Genomic DNA, 25,201 nt, shown 5'->3' on the forward strand with positions numbered 1-25,201 from the left:
GACCAAGCTTGCGGCGGAGCCCCCTGCGCTGCCCCGATGGCGCGGGGGGACGGCCTGCCGGTTACCTCGCCTGCGGGTCCGGTCACCTTGATGGCCGATCTCGCGAAACCTTGATGGCCCCCTGAACCTTGATGGGCCCACCTTGATGAACGGAGTTGCGGGAACGTTATGAAATCCGCCGAATTCATCGAGGAATCCATCAAGGAATGCGGGGTTGAGTGCGGCGAAACAGAAACACGCGACAAGTGGGGAGAAAGGAATCCGATGCACGGCGACATCAGCCGCATCATTCAAGGACTGGCGCAGATCGGCGGAGCGCTGTCGGAACTGAACGAGAGGGTCGACAGCCTCAACGGGCGGCTTGCTCGGCTCGCTCCACCCGCTCTTCCAGCTCCTCGATCTTCTGCCGGAGTTGCATCACCTGAGTCTGGGTCGCGGTAACCAGCTCGGTCAGCGTGGCGAGATCGGCGGCGGATACCTCAACGGTTTCGCCGCCGGCCTCCAGCGCTCGCCCGGCCTCGCCTGGTTCCCGCGACGGCTTCGCCGAGCCGCCGTTCGCCTTGCCTTCGGCTTCCCGCCGCTCGTCCGCCTCGCGCTTGTAGCGCTGGAAAGCCTCCCGCCCGGCCCGCCTTATGGGGTTCTCCTCGGGCGTGCTGGTGCGCACGTAACTGCCGCGCCCCTGGACCGCGTAGATGTACCCCTCGTCCTTGAGCAGTCGAAGGGCGTTCTGGACGGTCGAGCTGGCCAACCCGTACTGCTCCTGGAGCGCACGGGCGGAAGGCAGCCTCTCGCCGGGCTTGTACCGACCGGCCTCGATCTCCATCCGTAGCGCGTCCGCCGCCTGCACGTAGGGCGGCCGGGCGTCATCTTCAAGCGGCAGCGTCATGCATCGAGGGTAGCCGCCGCGACGCACACGCGACACACCCCGCGTACCCATGGATCCCGGGTGTATCGCAACACTCGCATGTATCGGGTGTTGCAGGTGTAGCGGGTGTGCGTGTACTGTCCTCGACGTCGGGAACTCCCGACAACCTCCCACCCCTCCTCTCACTGGAGTCCTTCATGGCTCGTCACACCATCCGCCCCGACCTGACCGGCACCTCCCACCTGCTCGCCACCCCTGCGGCGGTGAAGATGGCCGACGCCGCCACGGGTCAGGTCGCCACCGACCGCGAGAGCGGCGCGACCCTCTACACGGTCCAGCTCCTGGAGACCTACGAGGGCACGGCTCAGCTGATCAAGGTCACCGTTCCGGAGAGCGAGGCGCTTCTCGCGCTCACTCCGGGCAGCATGGTCCGTCCGATCGGCCTGATCGCCACCCCGTGGGCGAACCTCTTCAACGGCCAGGTCAGCTCCGGTGTGGCCTACCGGGCTGAGGCCCTGGTGGCTGCGCCCCCGGCCGCCCCGGCGTCGAAGTCGGCCGCCAAGACCGCCGAGCCCGTCGCCTCGTGACCGGCATCGGCCCCGCCCGGATCGTCGGGCCCGTGGACTGCTCGTCTGCGGGCCCGGCCCCGGCCCCCTCCCCGATGCTCTACCCGCTCCCTGCTCCGGACGCCGACCCCCGGTTCACCTTCGGCCTGGTCCTCGACCTCGCGGCCGTCCTCGCCGAACACGGCTACCCGCCGATCACCTCCGGCACGGACCTGGTGAACCTGCAACAGGCCCTCTTCCGCTTCCTCTACCGCTCCTAAGGACCCCATCTGATGAACACCTCACCGCCCCCGACCGCCCCGCACCCGGCCACTCCGGGTGTCCTGGACCCGATCGGCTCCGTGCCGTCGTGGCTGCCCTACGTCGTCGGTGCCGCCGTGCTCGTCGCGCTCGCCTGGCTGATCGTGATCGGCGTGCGCTACCTGTGCGCCGACACCGAGACGCGCCGCTCGATCCGCCAGGCTGCCCGCATCCGCCGCACCTGGCCGCGCCTGGCCCGCAACCTCGGCCTGGTCACCACCGACCGCACCCCCACGTTCCTCCAGTCCCTCGCCACCACCGGGGACAAGAAGCCCGAACCCCGCACCCTCACCCCCAAGCTCCACACCAAGACCGACCCGTACGGCGTCACGGTCACCGTGAAGACGGTGCCCAAGGTCGGCCTGGAGGAGTTCCAGAAGCGCGCCGACCACCTTGCCGACGCCTGGGAGTGCACCCGCGTCTCCGTCAACCCGGACGGCCCCGGCAAGCTCCGCATCCGCGCCGTACGCCGCGAACCCCTCTTCGAGCCCTACGCCTACACCCCTGACGGCAAGCCCCCGGCCGACCTGTCCGTGTGGGACCTGGGCATCGACGAGTACGCCCTCGCCTCGGTCCTGCGCATGTCCAACGTGCCCGGCGTGTGCGTCGCCGGCCTTCCCGGCTACGGCAAGACCAGCCTGATCAACGGCCTCATCTCCCGCCTCGCCCCCTCCGGCGCGGTTCAGTTCGCCGTGGCGGACGGCAAGGTGTCCGAAGCCCACGAAGGCGACTACGCCGACGTCGTCAACCGCCTGTTCGCCTTCGTCGGTGACGACCTGGAAGCCGCGAACAAGCTCTTCGACCGCCTCGTGAAGCTGCGGCGCGGACGCTCCTCCTCGATCCGGCGCGTGCTGGGCACCGCCAACATGTGGGCCAAGGGCCCCAGCACCGCGTGGCCGCTGGTCGTCCTGGTGATCGACGAAGCGCACACCTACTTCCGCGAGTACAAGGGCACCGACCCCGCCACCAAGCGCCTGGCCGCCCTCGCACAGGAAAACGCCCGCCTGGTCGAAGACCTGGTGAAGAAGGGCCGCTCGGTGGGCATCGTGGTCGTCCTGGCCACCCAGAAGGCCACCGGCGACGCCATCCCCACGTTCATCCGCGACGTGTGCCCGGTCTCGCTGTCCTTCGCCCAGAAGACCACCGACGCCGCGGTGGCCGCCCTCGGTGAGGACATCCGCAACTGGCCGGAGGCCAACCCGGTATCGATGCAGGACCCCGGCTTCGTCGGCGTCGCGTCCATGGTCCGCCAGGGCCAGGAAGGCTACACCCGCATCCGCATCCCCTACGTCGAACCCGAGCACGTCGCCCGCGTCGCCGAAGCCTCCGCGCACCTGACGGCCGACCCGTTCGAGCTGCTGACCCTCCAGACGGGGCCGAACCTGACCAAGGACACCGACCTCGACATCATCGCCTGACCATGACCCTCCCAACCGGTAGACCAGAAAGGAGAGTTGGCGATGACCGCCACCACCCCCGCCACACCCGGCACCGCCCGTGCAGGAACGTTCACCCGCGTCACGGTCACGATCGTGATGGCGGTCATCGCCTCCCTCGCCTTCGTCTTCTCCTTCGGCAACGTCTGGGCCCTCGCCCTGCGCCTGGGCGTCCCCCACCCGATCGCACCCCTGATCGCCCCCATGGTCGACCTGTCCGTCGTCGGCCTCCTCGTCGCCCTCCACCACCTCGTCCTGACCGGCACCGCCCCCGGCCAACTCCGCTCCGCCACCCGGCTCATGCACCTGTGCGGCGCTCTCACCCTCGCCCTCAACACCGCCGAACCCGTCATCGCCGGCCACTACGGACGCGCCTGCCTCGACACCGTCGCCCCCGCCCTCCTCCTCGGCTGGGGAGCGGTCGGCCCCGACCTCCTGCGCCACCTCGCCACCACAACACCCCACCCCAGCAAGGAACTTGAACCTGACACCATCAACCCCCTGGCCCCGACTCCTGCCCCGCCGACCCCACCGGCCGACCAGCCCAACCCGGCACCCGAGCCCGCTGCGTCCCCTGCGGATACGGCCCCGCCGACCCCGGCGGCTGAACCCCCGGTGGAACCCGAACCCGCTCCGGACCTCCAGCCCGAGCCCGTTGCGGCGTCCGCCCCGGCCGCTGAGCCCCCGGCCCCCGCGCCCCCGGTCCTGACCGACGCCACGGCCCCCGCGTCCCCGGTCCTGCCGGACGTACCGGCCCCGCTGCTGGGCGCCGCCCGCCGGATCGCCGACGACCACCGCGCCCGCACCGGCGACGTGATCACCCCCGGCGAACTGCGCGCCCGCCTCGGCGTCCCGCCCCGCCTGGCCGACGCCGTCCACGCCCACCTGGCCGCCGTCCCCGCCTGACCTCTGTCCCACCCGCCTCGCGCCGACCGCGAGCACGCCCCTCGTGGTCGGCGCGACGGCACCCCCATGCCTCACCACCCCTCGACTGCCCGGAAGGACAGCCCCGTGACCGATCTCCACCCCGACCTCCTCGACCTGCGCGCGGTCGCCTCACTGGCCGCCCGGGACCTGGTCCACCTCGCCAACCGCTCCGACTTCGACCGCATCGAGGCCACCGTCGAGCGCCTGGCCGGATGCGCCCACCCCATCCAGCTCACCGGCAGCACCACCACGTTCGACAAGGCCACCGGCGACGTGCTGCGGCACTACTCCAGCGCCTCCGAACCCCTCGGCCGCACCCTCATCGCCTGCGGCAACCGCCGCTCCACCCGCTGCCCCTCCTGCTCCCGCGTCTACGCCGCCGACACCTACCAGCTCATCCGCGCCGGACTCGCCGGAGGCAAGGGCACCCCCGACGCCGTCCGCACCCACCCCCGCGTCTTCGTCACCCTCACCGCCCCCAGCTTCGGCCCCGTCCACAACCGCCCCACCACCCGCACCGGCAAGCCCTTCCCCTGCCGCTGCGGCACCCTCCACCCCGCCGACCACCCCGCCCTCGGCACCCCCGTCGACCCCGCCACCTACGACTACGCCGGAGCCGTCCTCTTCAACGCCCACGCCGGAGCCCTCTGGGCCCGCCTCACCACCTACCTGCGCCGCGAAGTCGCCCACGCCGCCGGCCTCACCGTCAAGGAACTGCGCGACCACTGCCGGGTCTCCTTCGCCAAGGTCGCCGAGTTCCAAAAGCGCGGCCTGGTCCACTTCCACGCCATCGTCCGCCTCGACGGCCCCGAAGGCTCCACCACCACCCCGCCCCCCTGGGCTACCACCGACCTCCTCACCGACGCCGTCCTCACCGCTGCGGACAAGGTGGCCGTCACGGTGACCGGCGACTCCATCGGCGAACGGGTCCTTCGCTGGGGCGAACAGCTCGACGTCCGCGTGATCCGCAACCCCGACGCCGCCGACCGCGACGACAGTCCGCTCACGGACGCCGCCGTGGCCGGGTACGTCGCCAAGTACGCCACCAAGTCCGCGGAGGGCACCGGCACCATCGACCGCCCCCTCTACTGCACCCGGTGCAAGGGACGCGGACGCACCCCCACCGACACCGGCGACACCCATTGCCGCTCATGCGAGGGCACCGGCCTGGCCGAACCCATCAAGGACCTCAAGGTGGCCGCACACGTCCGCCAGATGATCCGCACCTGCTGGGACCTCGGCCGCCGCGTCACCGACTTCGCCGACCTCAAGCTCACCAAGTGGGCCCACATGCTCGGCTTCCGGGGCCACTTCTCCACCAAGTCCCGCCGCTACTCCACCACCCTCGGCACCCTCCGGGGCGTCCGCCGCACCTGGCAGAGCGAACAGGCCCGCCTCCGCGCCGGCCTCCCGCCCGTCGACCCCGACACCACCCTCGTCGTCTCCGACTGGCGATACCTGGCCACCGGCTACACCCCCGGCGAAGAACTCCTCGCCCAAACCGTCCGCCACAACCGGACAACTGCCCAGCGCCTCAAGCGTGAGGGGGAGTTGCGGTGAGTGCACCCACGCCGCGCCTGCTGACGGTCGGCCAGGCCGCTGAATGCCTGGCCACCGGTGAGCGCTTCATCCGGCGCCTCATCGCGGAGCGCCGCATCGCCTTCGTCCGCATCGGACGACACATCCGCATCCCCGCCTCGGCCATCGAGGCATTCATCTCTGACGGCACGGTCCACCCGATCACCGTCACCTCACTGCCCGGGAGGGCCGCCTAGTGGCTAACAACAAGCGCAGCCGCCGCCGCTTCGGTTCCGTCCGCAAGCTCAGCTCCGGCCGCTTTCAGGCCCGCTACCCTGGCGCGGACGGCTCGCTCCGCCCCGCACCGGAGACCTTCCGCACGAAGACCGACGCCGAACAGTGGCTCGTTCGTGCCGAGGCCAAGATCATGGACGGCCAGTGGATCGACCCCGAAGCGGGCAAGACCACCGTCGAGGAGTGGGGCAAGCGGTGGTTCGACTCCGTGAGCCCCACCCTCAAGGCCAAGACCCGCACCCTCTACGAGGGCGTGATCCGGCTGTGGATCAACCCCCGACTCGGCTCGCTCGGGCTGGCCTCCCTCCGCCCGATCACCGTGGCCGAATGGGTGGCGTACCTGCGCAAGTCCGGACTGAGCGCATCCCGCATCCGCACTATCTACCGGGTGTTCTCTCAGATGATGAAGGCGGCCGACGACAACGACATGATCCCGGTCACCCCGTGCAGGGGCATCAAGATCCCCCGGCTTCCGCAGACCGAGCCGCACATCCTGACCGACGACGAGGTGGCTCGGCTGATCAGCCACATGCGCAAGCCCCATGACCTCCTGGTCAAGCTCCTCGCTTACGCGGGCCTCCGGATCGGTGAGGGCTTCGCGCTCCGTCGCTCTGACGTCCTGCTCGACAAGGGCACGATCGTCATCGATGAAGCCGTGGAGGAGATCAACGGGCATCACGTCTGGGACCTGCCCAAGTCGCACCAGAAGCGGACCCTGCGGATTCCGGCCTACCTCGTGGAAGAACTCCGGGTGCACCTGGCCGAGAACGTCAAGGAAGGCCCGACCAGCCTGCTCTTCACCAGCAAGGCCGGCACCACACTGCGCTACAACTCGTGGCGCACGTGGTACTTCGACAAGGCCGTCGAAGCGGCTGGGCTCAAGGACGTGACTCCTCACGACCTGCGGGCCACTCACGCCTCCTGGGTCGCCGACCGCCATGGCGTCCTCGCTGCCGCCAAGCGGCTCGGTCACTCCAACGCCAGCGTGACCACTCGGCACTACGCCCGTGCGATCGACCAGCGCGACGCGGACGTGGCCAACACCCTCGACGCGGAGCAGGCCAAGGCCGCCGGCTCCCCGGCCGGTGCCGCGTCGGATCTCCCCGCGCCCAACAGCACCGATCCCGCGCAGAACCCGAACAAGGGCGACGAAGACCCCCCGGCCGGGGTCCTCGTGCCCGCCTAACCTCCTGCGGCGCACTGCCCAGAGAGCTTCGTAAGTCATCCAGAGCAGCCCTGACCAGCACGACCGGTCAGGGCTGCTCTGCATTTCCCAGGCGGCTCGGCTGCAACCTGCGGCAGATGACTCGCTTCCTGGTGATCGTGGTGTTCGGCTTGTTGCAAGTGCCGGACGGCCCCAGCGTTACCGCGTAAGCTCCGAATCGGGTCTATGGATCATCGCTGCCACTACCGCCCAGGTCGTGGCACGACTTCGGGCGTCACTACTGACACCGTTGTTGATCTGGCACGGAACTGGCACGGTGGCGACGAGGACGGTTCAGGCGAGGCTTTGCTACCCTCCTGACCTGCGATAACGTCATATCGGCTACCTGTTCGAGCGTGAGTCTTGAAAACTGTCGTGGCGTGACCCGTCACCGTGGGTTCGAATCCCACGCTCTCCGCCGGTAGGAGAACCACCTGCTCAGGGGCGGGTGCCGAGATCGTTCGGCACCCGCCCTTCGCGCGTTCCGGGGCCGGGACTTGACCCTGACACCGTGAGAGGCAGTGGAGTGGGAGCACCATGTTGAACATCGGAGACTTCGCCAGCCACGGCCGGGTGTCGGTGCGGATGCTGCGCCACTACGACGCGATCGGACTGCTGCGGCCCGCCCGGGTGGACCCGGTCACCGGGTACCGCTCCTACGAGGCGTCCCAACTCGCCCGGCTCAACCGGCTGATCGCGCTCAAGGAGCTCGGCTTCACGCTGCAGCAGGTGCGGGCCGTCCTCGACGAGCAGGTCGACCCGGTCGAACTGCGCGGGATGCTGCGGCTGCGGCGGGCTCAACTCGCCGAGGCGATCGCCGCGGACGGGCAGCGGCTGGCCCGGGTGGAGGCGAGGCTCCGGACGATCGAGAGCGAGGGGACCATGTCCACGCACGATGTCGTGGTGAAGCGGGTGCCGCCCGTCCGGGTGGCCGAACTGACCGGTGTGGCCGCCGGCTACGAGCCCGAGCAGATCGGCCCGGTGATCGGCCCGCTGTTCGCGGAGCTGTGCCGGCGCCTGGCCGCGGCCGGGATCACGGGGACCGGCCCGTCCGTCGCCCGGTACGAGGACGTGCCGGACGGCGACGGCGCGGTGCTGATCCGGGTCGCCGTCCCGGTCGGGCCGTCGGTGGAGCCGGGCCGGTCCGACGTCGCGGTGCTCGACCTGCCGCCGATCGAGGAGGCGGCGACGCTGGTGCACCGCGGCCCGATGGACGACGCCGTGGGCGCCTTCCAGGAGCTGGCCCGCTTCATCGAGGCGAACGGCTACCGCTCCGCCGGCTACGCCCGCGAGCTCTACCTGGAGTGCCCGGACGACCCGGCGCAGTGGGTCACCGAGTTCCAGGAGCCGGTGGTCCGCCGCTGACCGCTGCCGGTGGGCCCCGCACGGGGGTCGGGGCCCACCGCCCCGGCGGCGCCCGTCGGCGCGGCGGTGCCGACGGGGGCCGCTCGCCCGGCGGGGACCACTTGCCCGGCCGATCCGGGGCGGGCAGAGTGCCGGAGGAGGCCGGTGGGCGGCGAGTGGAGGCGGCGATGAGCGATCTGACGGACCGACTGACGGAGGGCCTCCCGGCCGGCGCGGTGGTGGTGGACCCGGACGTGACCGCCGCCTACAGCCGGGACATGGCGGGGTTCTGCGCCGCCGGCGTGCCCGCCGTGGTGGTGTTCCCGGAGACGGTCGAGCAGGTGCAGCACGTGCTGCGCACCGCCACCGCGCTGCGGGTGCCGGTGGTGCCGCAGGGCGCGCGGACCGGGCTTTCGGGTGCGGCGAACGCCGTGGACGGCTGCATCGTGCTGTCGATGGTGAAGCTGGACCGGATCCTGGAGATCGACCCGGTGAACCGGATCGCGGTGGTCGAGCCGGGCGTGGTGAACGCCGAACTCTCCCGTGCCGCGGGCGAGGTGGGGCTGGCCTATCCGCCGGACCCGTCCAGCTGGGAGTCCTGCACGATCGGCGGCAACATCGGCACCGGCGCGGGCGGGCTCTGCTGCGTGAAGTACGGCGTCACCGGCGAGTACGTGCTCGGCCTGGACGTGGTGCTGGCGGACGGGCGGCTGCTGTCCACCGGGCGCCGGACGGCCAAGGGCGTGGCCGGGTACGACCTGACCAGGCTGCTGGTCGGGTCGGAGGGCACGCTGGGCGTGGTCGTCCGGGCGGTGCTCGCGCTGCGGCCCGCCCCGGCGCCGCAGTTGGCGCTGGCGGCGGAGTTCCCGAGTGCGGACGCGGCCGGTGCGGCGGTCTGCGAGGTGATGGCGCGCGGTCTGACCCCGTCGCTGATGGAGCTGATGGACGCCGTCAGCGTGCGGGCGGTCAACGAGCTGGGCCGGATGGGGCTGCCCGAGTCGACCCGGGCGCTGCTGCTGGTGGCCTTCGACGGGCCGGAGCGGACGGCCGAGCTCGCCCGGGTGGCGGAGCTGTGCCGGGCCGCGGGGGCGACCGAGGTGGTGCCGGCCGAGGACCAGGCGGAGTCGGACCTGCTGCTGGAGGCCCGGCGGCTGGCGCTGCCGGCGCTGGACCGGCTCGGCACCACGATGATCGACGACGTGGCGGTGCCGCGGTCCCGGCTGGCCGAGATGCTGAACGGCGTCGCGGCGATCGCCGAGCGGCACGCGCTGACCATCGGGGTGGTCAGCCACGCGGGGGACGGCAACACCCACCCCATCGTGATCTTCGACGCGGCGGACGAGGAGCAGACGGCGCGGGCGCAGCGCTCCTTCGACGAGATCATGGCGCTGGGGCTGGAGCTGGGCGGCACGATCACCGGGGAGCACGGGGTGGGGCTGCTGAAGCGGGACTGGCTGGCCCGTGAGCTGGGGCCGGTGGCCCTGGATCTGCAACGGCAGTTGAAGGCGGTCTTCGACCCGCTGGGAATCCTGAACCCGGGCAAGATGGTCTGATCGTCATCCGGCACGGCGCCCGGAATTCCTCCGCCGTTCCCCTCCACCGCTCCTCCCCGCCGTTCCTCCCGTTTCAGTACGACTTTCCGATCGGCTGACGATGGCTGGAAATGTCGACATGGAAGGGTGGTCGAACCTTCTGGGGGGCGCTTTCCAGGTTCGTCGGCGCCGGGGTGGTGCGCGCGGTGGTTCGCACCGTATCGACGCGCCGTTTCCGGCGGGCGGGTCGATGGCCGCCGTTCGGGCTAAAACCCCAGTTCGGAGGCAGTGTGTCGGCGTGCTGTCCGCTTCGGCTGCCGTTATTCGCGGGCTGGGTGGATATCACGCTAACGGGCGAAAACTGCTCCGTCGGCTAGTGCTTTGTCGATTTGTTGCGGAAGTCTGTCTCCCGGCGTCGCAGCCCGCAGGTGTTCGTCTGGCCGGCGAACTCCCGCACCCCCTGCTCGACAGTTGCACGATTTACAGCTTTCTTGGAGGCTCTCATGGCTCGCATCCACACCCGCCGGGTGGCCGGACTCCTGCTCGCCGCCCCGCTCGCGGCGGGGCTGCTGCTGGCCGGCGCCGGTGCCGCGGCCGCCGACAACGGCGCGGGTGCCGCCGCCGGCTCCAACGCCGGGGTGGTGTCCAACGTCGGCACGGGCAACGTCTTCGGCTCGGTCGACGGCAACTACGTCTCCACCCAGCAGACGGCCACCGGCTCCGGTGCCTCGAACCAGAACAACACCCTCGCGGTGAAGGACAACGCGGGCACCATCCTGGCCGGGCAGTCCAACAAGAACGTCAACGTCGTCTTCGCCCCGATCTTCAACTGATCCGGGTCCTCGGCTGATCCGGATCTCCGACCGATCCGGTCGGACACCACCGACGGCGGGGGCGCCGGAGGTGGGTGACCGCGGGTGAGCTGAGCACCCGCGGAGGGGCTCGAACCAGTCTCCGGGCGGAGATCCCGCCCGGGCGCGATCAGACGCGCGCAAGACCGGCCAGCGGAAAGGGTCGCCGCGAAACCGGCCCCGTGGGCGGTGCCGCCATCGGCACCGCCCACGGGTGCGTCCTGGCCCCGGCGCGTCCAGTGAGGGCCCGCGCCCGGAGCCGTCGGGCCTCGGCGGTACGGTTGCGCTCCGAGAGTGCAGCACGTGCCCGGGCCAGGGAAGGACGGCCCGGCCGGGGCGGCGACCGCGGCAACCGGAAGGAAGGGCGCGCGATGGCGGCGGACGAGGAGGGGCTGACCGGCCCGGGCGAGGTCTGGCCTGCACCGGAGCCGGATCCGCGACCGGGGCCGGACGTCAGGGCCGAGCACCCGGCGGAGCACCGGCCCGAGCCGAGGTCCGTGCCCGAGCTGCTGCTCGGTCGCCCGCCGATGGCCCGACCGCTGCCGTCCTTCGACGCCGAGAGCGCCCCCGCCGAGCCCGGCCCGCTGTTCGTGGACTGGCTCGCCACCGCACTGGCCGCCGGCGTGCCGGACCCGCAGGTGGTCACCCTCTCCACGGTCGACGCGGACGGCCTGCCGGACGCCCGGGTGCTGGTGCTGCGCGACGTCGACGCCTCCGGTACCGGCTGGGTGTTCTCCGCCGCCGCCGACAGCCCCAAGGGCCGCCAGCTGGCCGACCACCCCGCCGCCGCACTGACCGTCTACTGGCCGCAGCTGGGCCGCCAGGTGCGGGTCCGCGGCACCGTCGAGCGGGCCGCGGACCTGGTCGCCGCGGCGGAGTTCGCCACCCGTTCGCCGGCCGCCCGGGTCGGCGCGCTGGTCGGGCGGCAGAGCGAGCCGCTGGGCTCGCTCACCGAGTACGACGAGGCCGTCGCGGTCGCCCGCCGCCGGCTGGAGGCCACCCCGGACGCGGTCGCGGCCGGGCACGCCGTCTACACCCTGTGGGCGCACGAGGTCGAGTACTGGCAGGGCGACGCCGAGCGCCGGCACGTCCGGCTCCGGTACACCCGCACCGGGCCGGTCCGCACCCCGGAGTGGTCGCGCACCCTGCTCTGGCCGTAGCCCGGTCGCGTTCCGGCCGTAGCCCGGTCCCGCTCCGGTCGGGGTCGGCCGACGCCCCGGCGGCGGGCTACCGCCGCCCGGTCAGCGTGGCGCCCACACTGGCCGCCACCACGCAGCCGATCCCGGCCAGCTGCGGCACGCCCAGCAGCTGGCCGAGCACCACCAGCCCGACCAGCGCGCTGACCGCCGGCTCCAGGCTGACCAGCACGCTGAACACCCGTTGCGGCATCCGTCGCAGCGCGGTCATCTCCAGCGCGTACGGGATCACCGGCAGCAGCAGCGACACCCCGGCCACCGCGGCCAGCAGCACCAGCGGCGAGGCACCGGGAGCGGTCAGCCCGTCCCACGCCTGGCCCAGGCCGAACGGCGCCAGCGTCAGCGCGCCGACGGTCATCGACACCGCCAGCCCCTGGAAGCCCTGGAAGGCGGCGCCGACCTTGTCGGTGAACAGGATGTACGCGGCGTAGCAGGCGGCCGCGCCGAAGGCGTAGACCAGGCCGACCGGATCGAGTCCGCCCCCGCCGTCGCCCTCGCCGAGCAGGGTCAGCAGGACGACGCCGGCCGCCGCGAGCAGCGCCCAGAGCAGGTGGCTGGCCTTCCTGGCGAAGACCAGGGCGACCGCGAGCGGGCCGAGGAACTCGATCGTCGCCGCGGTGCCCATCGGCAGCCGGTCGATCGCACCGGCGAACAGGAAGGTCATCCCGGCGGAGGCCATGCCGAGCAGCGCGGCCGCCGCGAGGTCGCGCGGGCGCTTGTCGCGCAGCCGGGGCCGGGTCACGGCGAGCAGGATGACCGCCGCGAAGCCCAGCCGCAGGAAGGTGGTGCCGCTGACCCCGAGCGGGCCGAACAGCGGCTTGGAGAGTGCGATGCCGGTCTGCACCAGGAACATCGCCGTCAGACAGAGAAGCGGCGCCGGGATCCGCTCCGGGCGCCGCAGGACCTTCGGGAACCGGCCGGTGGGCCGGCCGGGGTGCGCGCCGGGTGGCGCCGCGGCGCCGGACGCCCCACCTCGTCGCCAGCCGCCCCGCTCGCCGGCGGGCTCGCCCTTGGGGGCGGGCGGCATGGCAAGGGCCTCGGCGACGGCGGCGGCCGACGTCGGGGCTGCGGTTTCGCTGGGGTTGGAGGTGGGCATAAGGGTGAGTTTGCCGTAAGGAGCGACAAACCGGCAAGCTCGTTACAAATGGCGGGACGGCTGCGGACGGGTGCGCCCGAAGGGGTGGGCTCGCCCGGCGTCCGCGGCGTGGTTGCCGCGATCGTCCGATGGTCCGTCAGTATCAAGGGTCGGTGCGCTACCTACGCCCCGCGGCCCTCGTCGCCGCCTCCCTCGTGCTCCTGCTGGCCACCGACGGGACGGGCGTGAACACCGAGGCCACCGCCCCGGCCGCCGCCGCCGTCCCCCGCATCCGGGCCCTCACCCTGCCCGACCGGATCGGGCCGCCCCGGCTCCGCGACGCCTACGCCGGACCCGCCTTCGACGCCTGCACCGCGCCGCCCGTCGACACCCTGCGGGCCTGGCGCGCCGCCTCCCCGTACGGCGCGCTCGGCATCTACGTCAGCGGCTCCCAACGCGGCTGCCCCCAGCCCCGGCTCACCGCCGACTGGGTGCGCCAGGCCCGTGCCCTGGGCTGGCGCTTCCTGCCCGTGCACGTCGGGCTGCAGGCCCCGTGCAGCCGGCTCAGCCGCAAACCCCGGCGGATCGACCCGGCCACCGCCGTCCGGCAGGGGCGGGACGAGGCCGACGAGGCCGTCCGCGCCCTGCGCTCGCTCGGCTTCGGCCCGGGCGCCCCCGTCTACCTCGACGTCGAGGCCTACCCGATGAACGACCCGGCCTGCGGCCAGGCCGTCGTCGACTACACCCTCGGCTGGACCGAGGCCCTGCACTCCGCCGGCTACCGCTCCGGCTTCTACTCCAGCCTCGAATCCGGCGTCTCCGACCTGGCCGCCGCCGCCCGGGCCGGCAGCTCCCCGCTGCCCGACGCGCTCTGGTACGCCCGCTGGGACGACCACGCCGACACCGCCGGCTCCGGCCCGCTCACCGCCGACCTCTGGAGCTCCCACCAGCGGGTCCACCAGTACCGCGGCAACGCCGAGGAGACCTACGGCGGCGCCACCCTCACCGTCGACCGCAACCAGGTCGACGGCCCGACCGCCGGCTGACGCCCCACCGGGCGGCCCGCCGGCCCCCCGATAAGGTGGCCCCGGTCCAGCGGAGGGGGGCGGCGGCATGTCGAACGGACAGGGACACGACGACGCGGGCGGCTACGGCGCCGCACCGCGGCAGAACCCGTACGCGCAGGGGCCGTACCCTCCGGACCCGTACCCGCAGAACCCGTACGGCCGGGGCCCGGCCCCGCAGAACCCGTACGCCCGGCCCGTCCCGCCGCAGGCGCACCCGTACCCGGCACCGCCCGGCGCCGCGCAGCCCCACCACTCCGCGCAGCCCGACCCGGTCGCCCCGCAGGCTCCGACCCCGCAGGCTCCGTCCCCGCCGCCCGTGCCGGCCGGGGCGGAGGCCTTCCCCGGCCCCGGGCCGCGCCGCGGGCGGATCGCCGTCCTGCTCCAGTTCACCCTGCAGTGGATCTACGCCCCGCTCTGGATCGCCGCCCTGGTGGCCCTGTTCGCGCTCCTCCTCTGGTCCGGCAGCAGCGGCCCCTCAGGCCCCGACTCCGACGGCTGGCTGAAGGTCAACCGCGCCTTCATCCCGCCGCGCCGCCTCAAGGCCGAGCTCACCGGCCGCCCGGAGGACTGGGAGCGGTACGTCGCCCCGATCCTGGCGCGCCGGATCGCCGCCGCCGAGGCCGAGCACGCGGCCGGCGGCGGCACACCGCTGCCCGACCTCGGCCGCGCGGTGCACACCGAGTTCGCCGTCCGCCTCTACCGCGGCCTCGGCGCGGCCGGCCTGGTCCGCCTCGCCGAGCGCCACGGCTGGCACGGCGTACCGGTCCACTCCGACCCGGGCCACGTCCGGCTGACCCGCCGCTTCCCCGCCCCGACCGGCGTCCGCGCCCCGGCCCCGCACGACCCGCCCGCCGCCCCGGGCACCCCGTGGGGCCCGCAGCCGACCCGCTTCGCCCCGCTGCTGCCGGTGATGTTCCTCCTCCAGTTCGTCTACGTCCCCGTGCTGGGCGTGCTCAGCCTGCTCGCCTTCTGGGTGAAGCACCCCGAGCCCGACCACTGGGACCGCTGGGGCGCCCGCTGGGCGGTCGGTCCGCGCGCCTTCTGGCCCGAGTTCACCAACGGCCGGGCCGCCTGGGACCGCCACATCCGCCGCGTCCTGGACCGCGCCGTCCAGCGCGAACTCGCCCAGCCCGCCGAGTCCTACCGGGGCGTCACCGCCCCCGACGGCACCTTCCTGCGCCGCATCCGCGTCAACCGCGCCACCTACCGCGGCGCCGGCGCCCACCACGTCCTGCGCCTCGCCGCCGAGCAGGGCTGGACCCTCGACCCCACCTACCTCCCCGACCCCACCAACTCCGTCCGCCTCTCCCGCCCCGACCACACCCGCCCCACCCCCTGAACGGCGCCGTGGCCACGGAGCGGGAGCGGATCGGGGGTGGGGGCGGGGCGGGGTCGTGATCCGTGCAACGGGGTCGGGATGCTGACAGGGGGCGGGCGGGGCGGCACAATCGGGCACGTCCGCGCGCATTACCGCCCGGTAGGTGCCCGCGGGCACAGCCGCCAGTGCCGCCAGGTCGAGGAGGACCCGTGTTCAGCACGATGCAGGACGTTCCGCTTACCGTCGCCCGGATTCTGGAGCACGGGTCCACCATCCACGGCCGGTCCACCGTCACGACCTGGGACGGCTCCGGGCCGGTCGTGCGCACCTACGCGGAGGTCGGGGCGCGGGCCGCGCAGCTCGCCTGTGCGCTGCGGGACGAGCTGGGCGTGACCGGGGACGACCGGGTGGCGACCCTGATGTGGAACAACGCCGAACACCTGGAGGCGTACCTCGCCGTCCCGGCGATGGGCTCGGTGCTGCACACGCTCAACCTGCGGCTGCCCGCCAACCAGCTCTCGTTCATCGTCAACCACGCCGCCGACCGCGTGATCATCGTCAACGGCAGCGTGCTGCCGCTGCTCGCCGCGGTGCTGGGGGACCTCGCCCCGACGCTGCGGCACATCGTGGTGAGCGGCCCCGGCGACCGCTCGCTGCTGGCCGGCTTCGCGGGCACCGTGCACGACTACGAGGAGCTGATCGCGGACCGGCCCACCGCGTACCCGTGGCGCTCCGACGTCGACGAGCGGCAGGCCGCGGTGCTCTGCTACACCTCCGGCACCACCGGGGACCCGAAGGGCGTGCTCTACAGCCACCGCTCGGTCTACCTGCACTGCCTGCAGGTCAACACCGGCGACAACTTCGCGTTCACCCCGCGGGACACCGCGCTGCCGGTGGTCCCGATGTTCCACGTGAACGCCTGGGGCATCCCGCACGCCGCCTTCATGTCCGGCGCCAGCCTGCTGATGCCGGACCGCTTCCTCCAGCCGAAGCCGATGGCGGATATGATCGCCGCCGTCCGGCCCACCGTCAGCGCCGCCGTCCCGACCATCTGGAGCGGCCTGCTGGACGAGCTCGACGCGGGGGACTACGACACCTCCAGCCTGCGCATGGTGGTCATCGGCGGCAGCGCCTGTCCGCCCTCGCTGATGGAGGGCTTCGAGGAGCGCCACGGCATCCGGGTGGTGCACGCCTGGGGCATGACCGAGACCTCGCCGCTCGGTTCGTTCGCCCAGCCGCCCGGCGGCCTGACCCCGGAGGAGGAGTGGCCGTACCGGGTCACCCAGGGCATCTTCCCGGCCTCCGTGGAGGCCCGGCTGATCGGCCCGGGCGGCGAGCGGATGCCGCACGACGGCGTGGCGGCGGGCGAGCTGGAGGTGCGCGGCCCGTGGATCGCGGGCGCCTACTACGGCGGCGCCGGGCAGGACCCGCTCCGCCCGGAGGACAAGTTCTCCGAGGACGGCTGGCTGCGCACCGGCGACGTGGGCACCATCACCGCGGACGGCTACCTGACGCTCACCGACCGGGCCAAGGACGTCATCAAGTCCGGCGGCGAGTGGATCTCGTCGGTGGAGCTGGAGAACGAGCTGATGGCCCACCCCGAGGTGGCCGAGGCCGCCGTGGTCGCCGTCCCGGACGAGAAGTGGGGCGAGCGCCCGCTGGCCACCGTGGTGCTGCGCCCGGGGGCCTCGGTGGGGCTGCCGGAGCTGCGGGCCTTCCTGGCCGGGCGGATCGCCTCCTGGCAGCTGCCGGAGCGCTGGTCGATCGTCGAGTCGGTGCCGAAGACCTCGGTGGGCAAGTTCGACAAGAAGGTGATCCGGGCCAGCTACGCGGCGGACGAGCTGGACGTCACGGTGCTCGGCAAGGAGTAGTCCGCGGGTCGCCCGCAGGCTGACGGAAGGGCCCGTCGCACCGGACTTCCGGTGCGGCGGGCCCTTCGAGCGTGCTCAGCCGGCCGCGGGGACGCCGGCCTCGCCCATCGCGCCGATCCGACCGAGCAGGTCGACGATCCGGGACTGGACGTCCGCGCTGGTCGAGCGCTCGGCGAGGAACAGCACCGTCTCGCCGGTGCGCAGCCGGGGCAGTTCGCGCGGGTCGAGGTCGACCGAGGTGTAGACGACCAGCGGGGTGCGGTGCAGCCGGTCGTTGGCGCGCAGCCAGTCGAGCAGGCCGACCCGGCGGCGGCGGATCTGGAACAGGTCCATCACCACCAGGTTGGGCTGCACGCTGGCGGCCCGGGCGACGGCGTCGTTCTCGTCGGTGGCGTGCTCGACGTGCATGCCGCGCCGTTCCAGGCTGCTGATCATGGCGGCGGCGATGTCCGGATCGCCCTCGACCAGCAGGACGCGCGGGGCGTGGTGCTCGCCGTCGCGGGGTGCGAGGGCGCGCAGCAGGACGGCCGGGTCGGCGCCGTACGTGGAGTCCCGGGTGGCCTGGCCGAGGCCGGCGGTGACGAGCACCGGGACGCGGCTGTTGAGCGCGGCGGTGCGCAGCGACTGCAGCGCGGTGCGGGTGATCGGGCCGGTCAGCGGGTCGACGAAGAGCGCCGCGGGGAATCCGGTGGCCTGCGCGTCCACCTCCTCGCGGGAGCGGACGATCACCGGCTGGTAGCCGCGTTCCTGCAGGGCCTGCCGGGTGGCCGGGTCGGGCTCGGGCCAGACCAGCAGCCGGCGGCCGCCGCCGTCCTCCGGAGCGCCGGGCGCACCGAGAGCGCCGGGCGCACCGAGCGGAGCGGGAGCACCGGGCAGGGCGGGCGGACCGGCGGGCAGCGACGGCTGCTCCGGGACGGCCCGGTCGCCGCCGGCGGGCAGTGCGGCGGGCAGCGCGGCCATCGGACGGGGCGCCGTCCTGGCCTCGACGGGGACGGGCGGCTGCGGCACGAGGGTGGGCACCGGCGGGCCAGCGAGCGGACGCGGCGGGGCGAGCTCGGCGAGACCGCTGCCGACCGGCTGCGGGCCCGACTGCTCCTCGGCGGCGGGCAGCGCGGGGCGGGCGGGCTCCAAGGCGGCGGGGGCGCCCTGGACGGGCCGGTCCTCCTGGGGCCCGTGGGCGGGCGGTCCGGCCGGGGTCTCCGGGGCGGGCCCCGGCGGGACGGCGAGTCGGCGGCGGCGCCCGGTCGGCGCGGCGGCGGGTTCGGCCGCCACGGGCGCAGGCCCGGACGGCAGCGCGTTCTCCAGGCCGGGGTAGACCGGGGTGTCGGCGAGCCCGGGCAGGGCCGGTCCGCCGGGGGCGTCCTCGGCGGCGGGCAGGGCGCGGCGCCGGCGGGGCTTGGCCGTGCCGTCGGACGCCGGGGCGCCGTCCGGGGCGGGGGTGCCGGCGGCGGGGGTGCCGTCGTCCGGGGCGGTGCCGGGGCCGAGGGCGAGCGGTTCGCGCCCGGCGGGGCGGTTCTGCCGGGGGCGTTCGCCCTCGACGGGTACGGCGTAGGCGGGGCCTGAGCGGCCGTCGTCCTTGCCCCAGGGGTCGCGCTGTGCGCCGTCCGGGCCGGCCAGGCCCTGGCGACCGTACGCGGGGTCGTTGCCGGTGCCGTTCCACTGCTCGGGGACGGCCCGTTCGATCCGGGCGGGGGCGTTCGGCCACTGGTCGGCGGGCGTGCCGGGGTCGGTCGGCGTGCCGGCGGCGGGGGCCTCGGGGGTCTCGGCGGCGGGCCGGCCACGGCGGCCGCGCCGCTCGGTGGCGGGTTCCTCGGTGGTCCGCTCGACGGCGGGGGTCTCGCGGCCGGGCTGCTCGCCGCCCTCGCCGGAGCCCTCGGCGGCCTCGGCCGGACCGTCGCTGCTGGGCAGCTGCGGGATGCCGGGCAGCTCGGGCAGGACGGCGCTGTCGCTCTCCTTGGGCCGGTCGGAGCGGCCCTCGGCGCCCGCGCGCTCGGCGGCGGCCTTCGCGGCGGCCGGGTCCAGCGGCAGCTCGACGACGTAGGTGGTGCCGGCCTTGCCGGGCAGCTCGTGCGGCTGGAGCACGCCACCGTGGCGCTCGACCACCGCGCGGGCTATCGGCAGGTGCACGGGGCTGCCGCCGAGGCCGGGGCCGCGGATCTCGACCCGGGCGACCTCGCCGCGCTGGGCGGCGGCCAGGACGACGGTCGGCGGCTCGGGCGGCACCGGCACGGCCCCGCCGTTGGGGCCGGGCGCGGCCAGGCCGGGGGAGGGGGTGACGGGGGCGTCCAGGGCGAGGCCGATGCCGCTGACGTCGGCGACCAGGTGGGCGAGCGCCTGGGCGAGCCGGTGCTCGTCGGCGATCACCTCGACGGCGGCGGCGTGCACCGAGAAGCGCACCCGGCCGGGGCCGACCAGCCCGCCGGCCTCCTCGACGGCCCGCCGGACCACCTTGTCCAGGGCGACGGGCACCCGCCGCTCGGAGGGCCGGCGGCCGCCCTTGGCGTCCTTGGTGTCCTTGCCGTCGCGGCCGTCCGCGAGGCCGCTCTCGCCGGCCTCGGCCCGCTGGTGGGCGAGCACGCCGTCGATCAGCCGACCGAACCGGCGGCACTCGTCGGCGAGCCGGCGCAGCGTCCAGTTGGCCTCCGGCCAGAGCTGCCCGGCCGGGTCGGCGGCGAGGGTGTCCAGCCGCTCGTTCAGCGCGGTCAGCGCGCCGCCGAGTTCGCTCTCCAGGACGGCGGTGAGGTGGTCGTTGCGGGCGACCAGGGCGAGCTCGCGGCTGCGGTCGGTGAAGGTCATCACCGCGCCGACCAGCTGGTCGCCGTCCCGGACCGGGGCGGTGGTGAGGTCGACGGTGACCGGGCGGCCGTCCTTGCGCCAGAGCACGGTGCCGCGCACCCGGTGCTTGCGGCCGGAGGTCAGGGTGTCCAGCAGCGCGGACTCCTCCAGCGCGAGCGGGGTCCCGTCGGCCCGGGAGTGCTGGATCAGGGGGTGCAGCTCGCGGCCGCCCAGCTCGCTCGCCCGGTACTCCAGGATGTGCGCGGCGGCCGGGTTGACCAGCACGCAGCGGCCCTCGAGGTCGACCCCGAGGACGCCCTCGGCGGCGGCGCGCAGGATCATCTCGGTCTGCTTGTGCTGGCGGCGCAGCTCGGCCTCGACGCCGAGCCGGCCGGAGAGGTCGCGCACCAGCAGCAGGAGCAGGTCGGTCGCGGAGGAGGCGCGGGAGCGCTCGTCGCGGTACGGGTCGTAGGGGGCGAGCGCGTAGCCGCGGCCCTCGCTGACGCCGTCGTCGGGGAAGTCGTTGCCGGAGACCTCGACGGGGAAGGAGGTGCCGTCGGTGCGGCGCGCGGTCATCCGGACCGGGCGGTCGGGCTCGTCGCCCTCGCGGGCGGCCGGACGCATCGAGCCGGGGATCCGGCTCGGGTCGAACTCGGGCAGGAGGTCCAGCACGCCCATGCCGACCAGCGAGGTGCCGGGCGCCTGGAGCGCCTGGACGGCTGCGCTGTTGGCGTCCACCACCGTCCCGTTGCTGTTCACCAGCAGCAACGCGTCGGGCAGGGCGTCGAGTATGGCGGCGAGGCGAGCAGCGCCTCGGATCGGCCTGCTGCTCACGTCGACAGGTCTCCTCGGCTCAGGGCAGCTCCTCCGGAGACGGCAGTATCTCATTCTTCTTTGCGGTGGGGACGACCCGCCTAGTAACGTTGGCGGTGGTTGGTGCCGAACCCCGCGGTTGTGGCATCATCACAGGCACACGGAACGGGTCCGCTCAGGCGGGCTTGATCCTTGTGGAGGAGGCTTCGCCTAGTCCGGTCTATGGCGCCGCACTGCTAATGCGGTTTCGGGGTTATTCCTGATCGAGGGTTCAAATCCCTCAGCCTCCGCCGACCGGGAGCCCCGCCGACGATCTCGTCGGCGGGGCTCTTTCGCATGTCCGGACCCTCGTACGTCCGGCCGGACCCTCGTACGTCCGGCCGGGTCTGGCCGGGTCCGGCAGGGTCCGGGCCGGTGCGGGCCGGGTGCGCGGGGCGGTCCGGGGCCGGTCCCGGCCGGGGCCGCCGGGGGGCCCGGATCAATCGATTTCGCCCCGCGTCGCAGGTCATGTAATGTTGTCCCCGCACCGCCCCGGTGGCACTGTTCACCAGGGCGAGCGCTCATAGCTCAACGGATAGAGCACTTGACTACGGATCAAGAGGTTGCAGGTTCGAATCCTGCTGAGCGCACCACAACTCCGCAAGATCGGGTTCGCCCGTTCCTTGCGCTCATAGCTCAACGGATAGAGCACTTGACTACGGATCAAGAGGTTGCAGGTTCGAATCCTGCTGAGCGCACCATCGAGAAGCCCCCGGCCACCGGCCGGGGGCTTCTCCGTTTCCGGGGCGCTGCGGCCCCCGGTGGGCCGGGCGGGTGTGCGGTGCGGCCCCGTTCCGGCGGGTTCCCCGGCTGCTTCCGGCGGGACCGCCCGGGTCGTTCCGTGCCGCCGTCCAGTGGATGAAATGGGGCTGTTTCGGGTACATCCCGTCCTGCCGCTCGGATGACCTCCAATCGGGTGGGATGGGGCCAAAAGCGCAGGTGTCGCAGTATGACCGGTCTGGGGTCGTGATTCCGTTTTGTCGGATCTTGTGCCCAGACTGCCCGGCACCCCGGCAGCCGATCGCGAAGGAGAGCCGGATGAGCCGACAGTTCCCCCGCACGGCCACCTCCCTGGCCCTCCTCGCGGCCGGACTGCTGACCGGCTGGAACGCCCCGTACTCGGTGGCCCAGCAGTCTCCTGACGCCTGGTCCGGGGAGCACCGGGCGCTGCTCCCCTCGGGGCTCTCCGTCCAGCTCGACTTCGCTGCCTCGCCGGGCGTCTCGGTGACCGCCGAACCGGGCGAGCTCGACGAGCGCGCCGGAGGGGGGCGGGCGGCCGGACTGTACGCGGACGGAACGCGCCCGGGCGACCCCGCCCAGACCTTCGCCGTCGCGGAGGACCGCCCGCAGACGGACGGTTCCTGGCGCACCGTCGGGACGCTGCAGCTGACGTTCTCCCGACCGGTCCGCAACCCCCGGCTGCACGTCAGCGGGCTGGCCGCCGTCGCCACCGGGAAGAACGGCACCACCAGCACCACGGCCCGGCTGACCCTCACCGGCGGCTCGCCCGCCGCCCCCGCCCTGGTCAACCGCACCGACTGGCCCGGCTGGACGGTCGACGCCAACGCGCTCGCCCCCGCCGCCGACGGCGGGTCCGACGGCAGCGGCGGCTCCGCGGCCGAAGGCAGCCTCGAACTGGCCGGCACCTTCCGCACCGCCCTCCTCCGGGTCGAACAGCGCTCCACCGCCCGGGGCGGCAGCACCACCGCCCCGCCCGTCCTGCGCCAGGCGTACACCGTCACCGTCGACGAGGACCTCGGCACCGCCCCGCAGGGCTACGGCAACGCCTCCCACGTGGTCTCCGACCTGTTCCTCGGGGCCGACGCCGCCAACCCCACCCGGCGGGCCCGCCCCGTCGCCCCCGCCCCGGCCGGGGCGGGCGACGAGCCGCTGGTGGAGCTCGACCACGGGGCGGCCCGGCGCAGCGTCTTCGCCAGCCCGCTGCCGCCCAAGCTCCAGCCCGGCCGCGGCGAGTACCAGGGCGCCGACCCGTCGATCAGCTTCCCGACCGACGCCGCGATCGGCCACTACTACCGGGTCACCGTCCCGGTGGCGGTGGACGACCAGCCCGCGACCCTGGCCGGCTGGATCGACTTCGACCGCAACGGCCGCTTCGACCCCGCCGAGCGGGTGCAGACCGAGGTCCCGGCCGGCGCCGACACCGCGACCCTGGAGTGGACGGTGCCCTCCGGCGCCGCCTCCGGCGACACCTGGGCCCGGCTGCGGATCGCCCGCGAGGCCAGCCAGCTCGTGCCCTCCGGGGGCTTCGCCGACTCCGGGCAGGTCTCCGACCAGCGGATCAGGCTCACCGTCGGCGCCGCCCGCCCGGAGATCGCCGAGCCCGTCGACGGCACCGCCCTCGCCGACGCCCGCCCGCAGATCCGCGGCGAGGGCGCGGTCGCCGGCGCCACCGTCGAGATCCGGGACGGCGACGCGGCCCTCTGCCGGGCCAGGGTCGAACGCGGCGGCGACTGGTCCTGCCGCCCCGGCACCGCGCTCGCCGCCGGGCCGCACACCCTCACCCCGGTCGAGACCACCAGCGGCGGGGTGGTGCTGCGCGGCGAGGCCGTCCGGGTCACCGTGAAGACGGCGCCGCCCGCCGCGCCCTCGCTCACCCTCCCGGAGTACACCAACGACCCCGGGCTCCAGCTCACCGGCACCGGCGAGGCGGGCAGCACCGTCTCGGTCGCCGACCAGCGCGCCGAGCTGTGCAGCAGCGCGGTGCGGGCGGACGGCCAGTGGTCCTGCCTGCCGGTCGAGAACCTGGCGGACGGGCGCCACCTGCTCACCCCCGTGGCGGTCGACGCCGCCGGGAACCGGACGGCCGGGCGGGCGGTCGCCCTGGTCGTCGACACCGTCCCGCCCGACCGGCCGGTGCTCACCTCGCCGGCCGCCGGAGAGACCGTGCGGGTCAGCCGGCCGAAGCTCGCCGGGCGGGCCGAGCCCCGGGTGAACGTGCTGGTCACCGCACGGGCCGGGGGCGCGGCGTCCGACGAGCGGACGGTGCTGTGCGGCGCGACGGCGGCCCTCGACGGCAGCTGGACCTGCACGGCCAACCGGGATCTGACGGACGGGGAGCAGTGGCTGGTCGTCACGGCGACCGACCTCGCGGGGAACGGTGCGGCGGCGGAGCCGGTGCGGGTCCGCGTCGCGGCCGCGCCGGTGGCGCCGAGTCCGGTGGCGCCGGCGCCGGTGACACCCGGTTCGCCGGCGTCCGGGTCGTCGGCGTCGACCCCGGCCGTGGCGTCTGCGGCGGCGTCGAGCCCGGTGGCGTCTGCGTCGGCGGTGCCCAGCCCGCTGGCACCGAGCCCGGCGGTGCCCAGCCCGGCGCCGTCGAGCCCGACCGTGGCGACTCCGGCGGTGCCGAGCCCCGTCGCGTCCGTCCCGGCCCCGGCGAGTGCGCTGGCGGTGCCGAGCCCTGCCGGGGTGGTGCCGACGGCTCCCTCGGGGAGTCCGACGGCGCCGAACCCCTCCGCGGCCCCGGCCGCTCCGGAGGTGTCCTCCGCTCCCTCCGGGCCCGGACCGGTGGTGACGGTGCCGGAGGTGATCGCGCCGCTGCCGGCCGGGCTGCTGCCGATCCTCGTCCCGCCGGCCGCGGTGGTGCCGCCGCAGCCGGCGGTGGCCGTGCCGGCTGTGCCGGTGCCCACGGGCCCGGTGGCCTCCGCGAGCCCCACGGCCTCCGCCGCGGCGGCTGCGCCGACCGCTGCCGCCGCCCTGCCGTCCGCCTCCGGCCCGCCGAGGCCGGGCGCCGCCCCCACCCCGAGCGCCGTCCCGACTCCTGCTGCTGTCCCGGCCAAGAGCGCCGTTGCCACCCCGAACACCGTTGCCACCCCGAGCGTCGTTCAGCCCCCGGGCCCGACCCCGGCCCAGCCCCCGTCCTCGCCTCCGGCACCGCTCTCGACGGCTACCGCGGCTGCGACCCGGAGCACGACCCCGAGCACGACCCCTGCGGTGCTCCCGACCCCGATGGCCGAACGGGACGCCTCCGTCCGCGCCGGGGGCCGCCCGCTGCCGGCGCCGCCGAGCACGGAGCCCGTCGGGTCCGCCGCCGAGGCCTCGCAGGCGGCGGCCGAGCGGTCGGCGTCGAGCGGCTGGCGGGGTGGGCTCGCCGGGGGCCTGCTGGTGCTCACCGGCATCGGGCTGATCACCCGCCGGGTGTTCGCCCGGGGCCCCGGTGCCCGCAGACGCTGATCCGTCCACCGTCCCACTG

General features: G+C 74.2%; 18 protein-coding genes and 3 tRNA genes. 18 read left to right on the top strand and 3 right to left on the bottom strand.

Annotation, left to right across the window (positions count from 1 at the left end; translation table 11 throughout):
- Window positions 1-349 precede the first annotated feature (349 nt).
- Entirely contained in the window at window positions 350-886 is a 537-nt protein-coding gene (locus tag ACIA8Q_RS10665; protein ID WP_396316997.1) for a GntR family transcriptional regulator, read from the bottom strand.
- Window positions 887-1,062: 176 nt separating this feature from the next.
- Between ACIA8Q_RS10665 and ACIA8Q_RS10670 the strand changes: the two genes are divergently transcribed.
- The 11 genes from ACIA8Q_RS10670 to ACIA8Q_RS10720 all read left to right on the top strand — a co-directional run bounded on the left by ACIA8Q_RS10670 (window position 1,063) and on the right by ACIA8Q_RS10720 (window position 11,997).
- Window positions 1,063-1,452 (top strand): hypothetical protein, encoded by a 390-nt coding sequence (locus ACIA8Q_RS10670; protein ID WP_396316998.1) that lies wholly within the window; start codon window positions 1,063-1,065, stop codon window positions 1,450-1,452.
- A gap of 32 nt (window positions 1,453-1,484) precedes the next feature.
- Entirely contained in the window at window positions 1,485-1,691 is a 207-nt protein-coding gene (locus ACIA8Q_RS10675; RefSeq protein ID WP_396316999.1) for a hypothetical protein, read from the top strand.
- A gap of 12 nt (window positions 1,692-1,703) precedes the next feature.
- Entirely contained in the window at window positions 1,704-3,149 is a 1,446-nt protein-coding gene (locus tag ACIA8Q_RS10680) for a cell division protein FtsK (RefSeq protein WP_396317000.1), read from the top strand.
- A gap of 42 nt (window positions 3,150-3,191) precedes the next feature.
- Complete coding sequence (locus ACIA8Q_RS10685; protein WP_396317001.1) at window positions 3,192-4,073, top strand: DUF2637 domain-containing protein; 882 nt, start codon at window positions 3,192-3,194, stop codon at window positions 4,071-4,073.
- Window positions 4,074-4,139: 66 nt separating this feature from the next.
- On the top strand, window positions 4,140-5,654 hold the full coding sequence (locus ACIA8Q_RS10690) for a replication initiator (protein ID WP_396317002.1): 1,515 nt from the start codon (window positions 4,140-4,142) through the stop codon (window positions 5,652-5,654).
- Window positions 5,651-5,869: an excisionase family DNA-binding protein gene (locus tag ACIA8Q_RS10695; RefSeq protein ID WP_396317003.1), complete on the top strand. Its 219-nt coding sequence runs from the start codon at window positions 5,651-5,653 to the stop codon at window positions 5,867-5,869. Before ACIA8Q_RS10690 ends, ACIA8Q_RS10695 begins: the two co-directional genes overlap by 4 nt.
- Complete coding sequence (locus ACIA8Q_RS10700; RefSeq protein WP_396317004.1) at window positions 5,869-7,092, top strand: tyrosine-type recombinase/integrase; 1,224 nt, start codon at window positions 5,869-5,871, stop codon at window positions 7,090-7,092. The genes ACIA8Q_RS10695 and ACIA8Q_RS10700 overlap by 1 nt, the downstream gene beginning before the upstream one ends.
- Before the next feature lie 555 nt (window positions 7,093-7,647).
- Window positions 7,648-8,475: a MerR family transcriptional regulator gene (locus ACIA8Q_RS10705; protein WP_396317005.1), complete on the top strand. Its 828-nt coding sequence runs from the start codon at window positions 7,648-7,650 to the stop codon at window positions 8,473-8,475.
- A 167-nt stretch (window positions 8,476-8,642) separates the two neighbouring features.
- The gene (locus tag ACIA8Q_RS10710; protein WP_396317006.1) at window positions 8,643-10,007 is read left to right on the top strand and encodes an FAD-binding oxidoreductase; all 1,365 of its coding nucleotides are present in this window, start codon (window positions 8,643-8,645) and stop codon (window positions 10,005-10,007) included.
- Window positions 10,008-10,489: 482 nt separating this feature from the next.
- Window positions 10,490-10,819 (top strand): hypothetical protein, encoded by a 330-nt coding sequence (locus ACIA8Q_RS10715; RefSeq protein ID WP_360205733.1) that lies wholly within the window; start codon window positions 10,490-10,492, stop codon window positions 10,817-10,819.
- 389 nt (window positions 10,820-11,208) lie between these two features.
- Window positions 11,209-11,997: a pyridoxal 5'-phosphate synthase gene (locus ACIA8Q_RS10720; protein ID WP_360205730.1), complete on the top strand. Its 789-nt coding sequence runs from the start codon at window positions 11,209-11,211 to the stop codon at window positions 11,995-11,997.
- Between the two features lie 67 nt (window positions 11,998-12,064).
- Here the strand turns inward: ACIA8Q_RS10720 and ACIA8Q_RS10725 are convergent, their stop codons facing one another.
- Complete coding sequence (locus ACIA8Q_RS10725; RefSeq protein WP_360205728.1) at window positions 12,065-13,129, bottom strand: EamA family transporter; 1,065 nt, start codon at window positions 13,127-13,129, stop codon at window positions 12,065-12,067.
- Window positions 13,130-13,281: 152 nt separating this feature from the next.
- On the opposite strand from ACIA8Q_RS10725, the gene ACIA8Q_RS10730 reads away from it, so the two are divergent.
- From ACIA8Q_RS10730 to ACIA8Q_RS10740, 3 genes are all read left to right on the top strand, one after another.
- A complete protein-coding gene (locus ACIA8Q_RS10730) occupies window positions 13,282-14,154 on the top strand; it encodes a DUF1906 domain-containing protein (protein WP_387900607.1) in 873 nt (290 codons plus the stop codon).
- A gap of 67 nt (window positions 14,155-14,221) precedes the next feature.
- Window positions 14,222-15,514: a hypothetical protein gene (locus tag ACIA8Q_RS10735; protein ID WP_396317007.1), complete on the top strand. Its 1,293-nt coding sequence runs from the start codon at window positions 14,222-14,224 to the stop codon at window positions 15,512-15,514.
- Window positions 15,515-15,702: 188 nt separating this feature from the next.
- Window positions 15,703-17,364, top strand: coding sequence for a long-chain fatty acid--CoA ligase (locus tag ACIA8Q_RS10740; RefSeq protein ID WP_396317008.1), 1,662 nt, complete (start codon window positions 15,703-15,705; stop codon window positions 17,362-17,364).
- Window positions 17,365-17,439: 75 nt separating this feature from the next.
- On the opposite strand, the gene ACIA8Q_RS10745 is transcribed toward ACIA8Q_RS10740, so the two are convergent.
- Entirely contained in the window at window positions 17,440-20,973 is a 3,534-nt protein-coding gene (locus ACIA8Q_RS10745) for a PAS domain-containing protein (protein WP_396317009.1), read from the bottom strand.
- Window positions 20,974-21,151: 178 nt separating this feature from the next.
- Between ACIA8Q_RS10745 and ACIA8Q_RS10750 the strand changes: the two genes are divergently transcribed.
- The 4 genes from ACIA8Q_RS10750 (at window position 21,152) to ACIA8Q_RS10765 (ending at window position 25,182) form a co-directional block, all read left to right on the top strand.
- Window positions 21,152-21,242: transfer RNA gene (locus tag ACIA8Q_RS10750), tRNA-Ser, on the top strand.
- Window positions 21,243-21,508: 266 nt separating this feature from the next.
- Window positions 21,509-21,584: transfer RNA gene (locus ACIA8Q_RS10755), tRNA-Arg, on the top strand.
- 32 nt (window positions 21,585-21,616) lie between these two features.
- A tRNA-Arg gene (locus tag ACIA8Q_RS10760) sits at window positions 21,617-21,692 on the top strand.
- Window positions 21,693-22,029: 337 nt separating this feature from the next.
- Window positions 22,030-25,182 (top strand): Ig-like domain-containing protein, encoded by a 3,153-nt coding sequence (locus tag ACIA8Q_RS10765; protein WP_396317010.1) that lies wholly within the window; start codon window positions 22,030-22,032, stop codon window positions 25,180-25,182.
- Window positions 25,183-25,201 lie beyond the last annotated feature (19 nt).

The organism is Kitasatospora sp. NPDC051705, from assembly GCF_044453265.1.
Taxonomy (GTDB): Bacteria; Actinomycetota; Actinomycetes; order Streptomycetales; family Streptomycetaceae; genus Kitasatospora.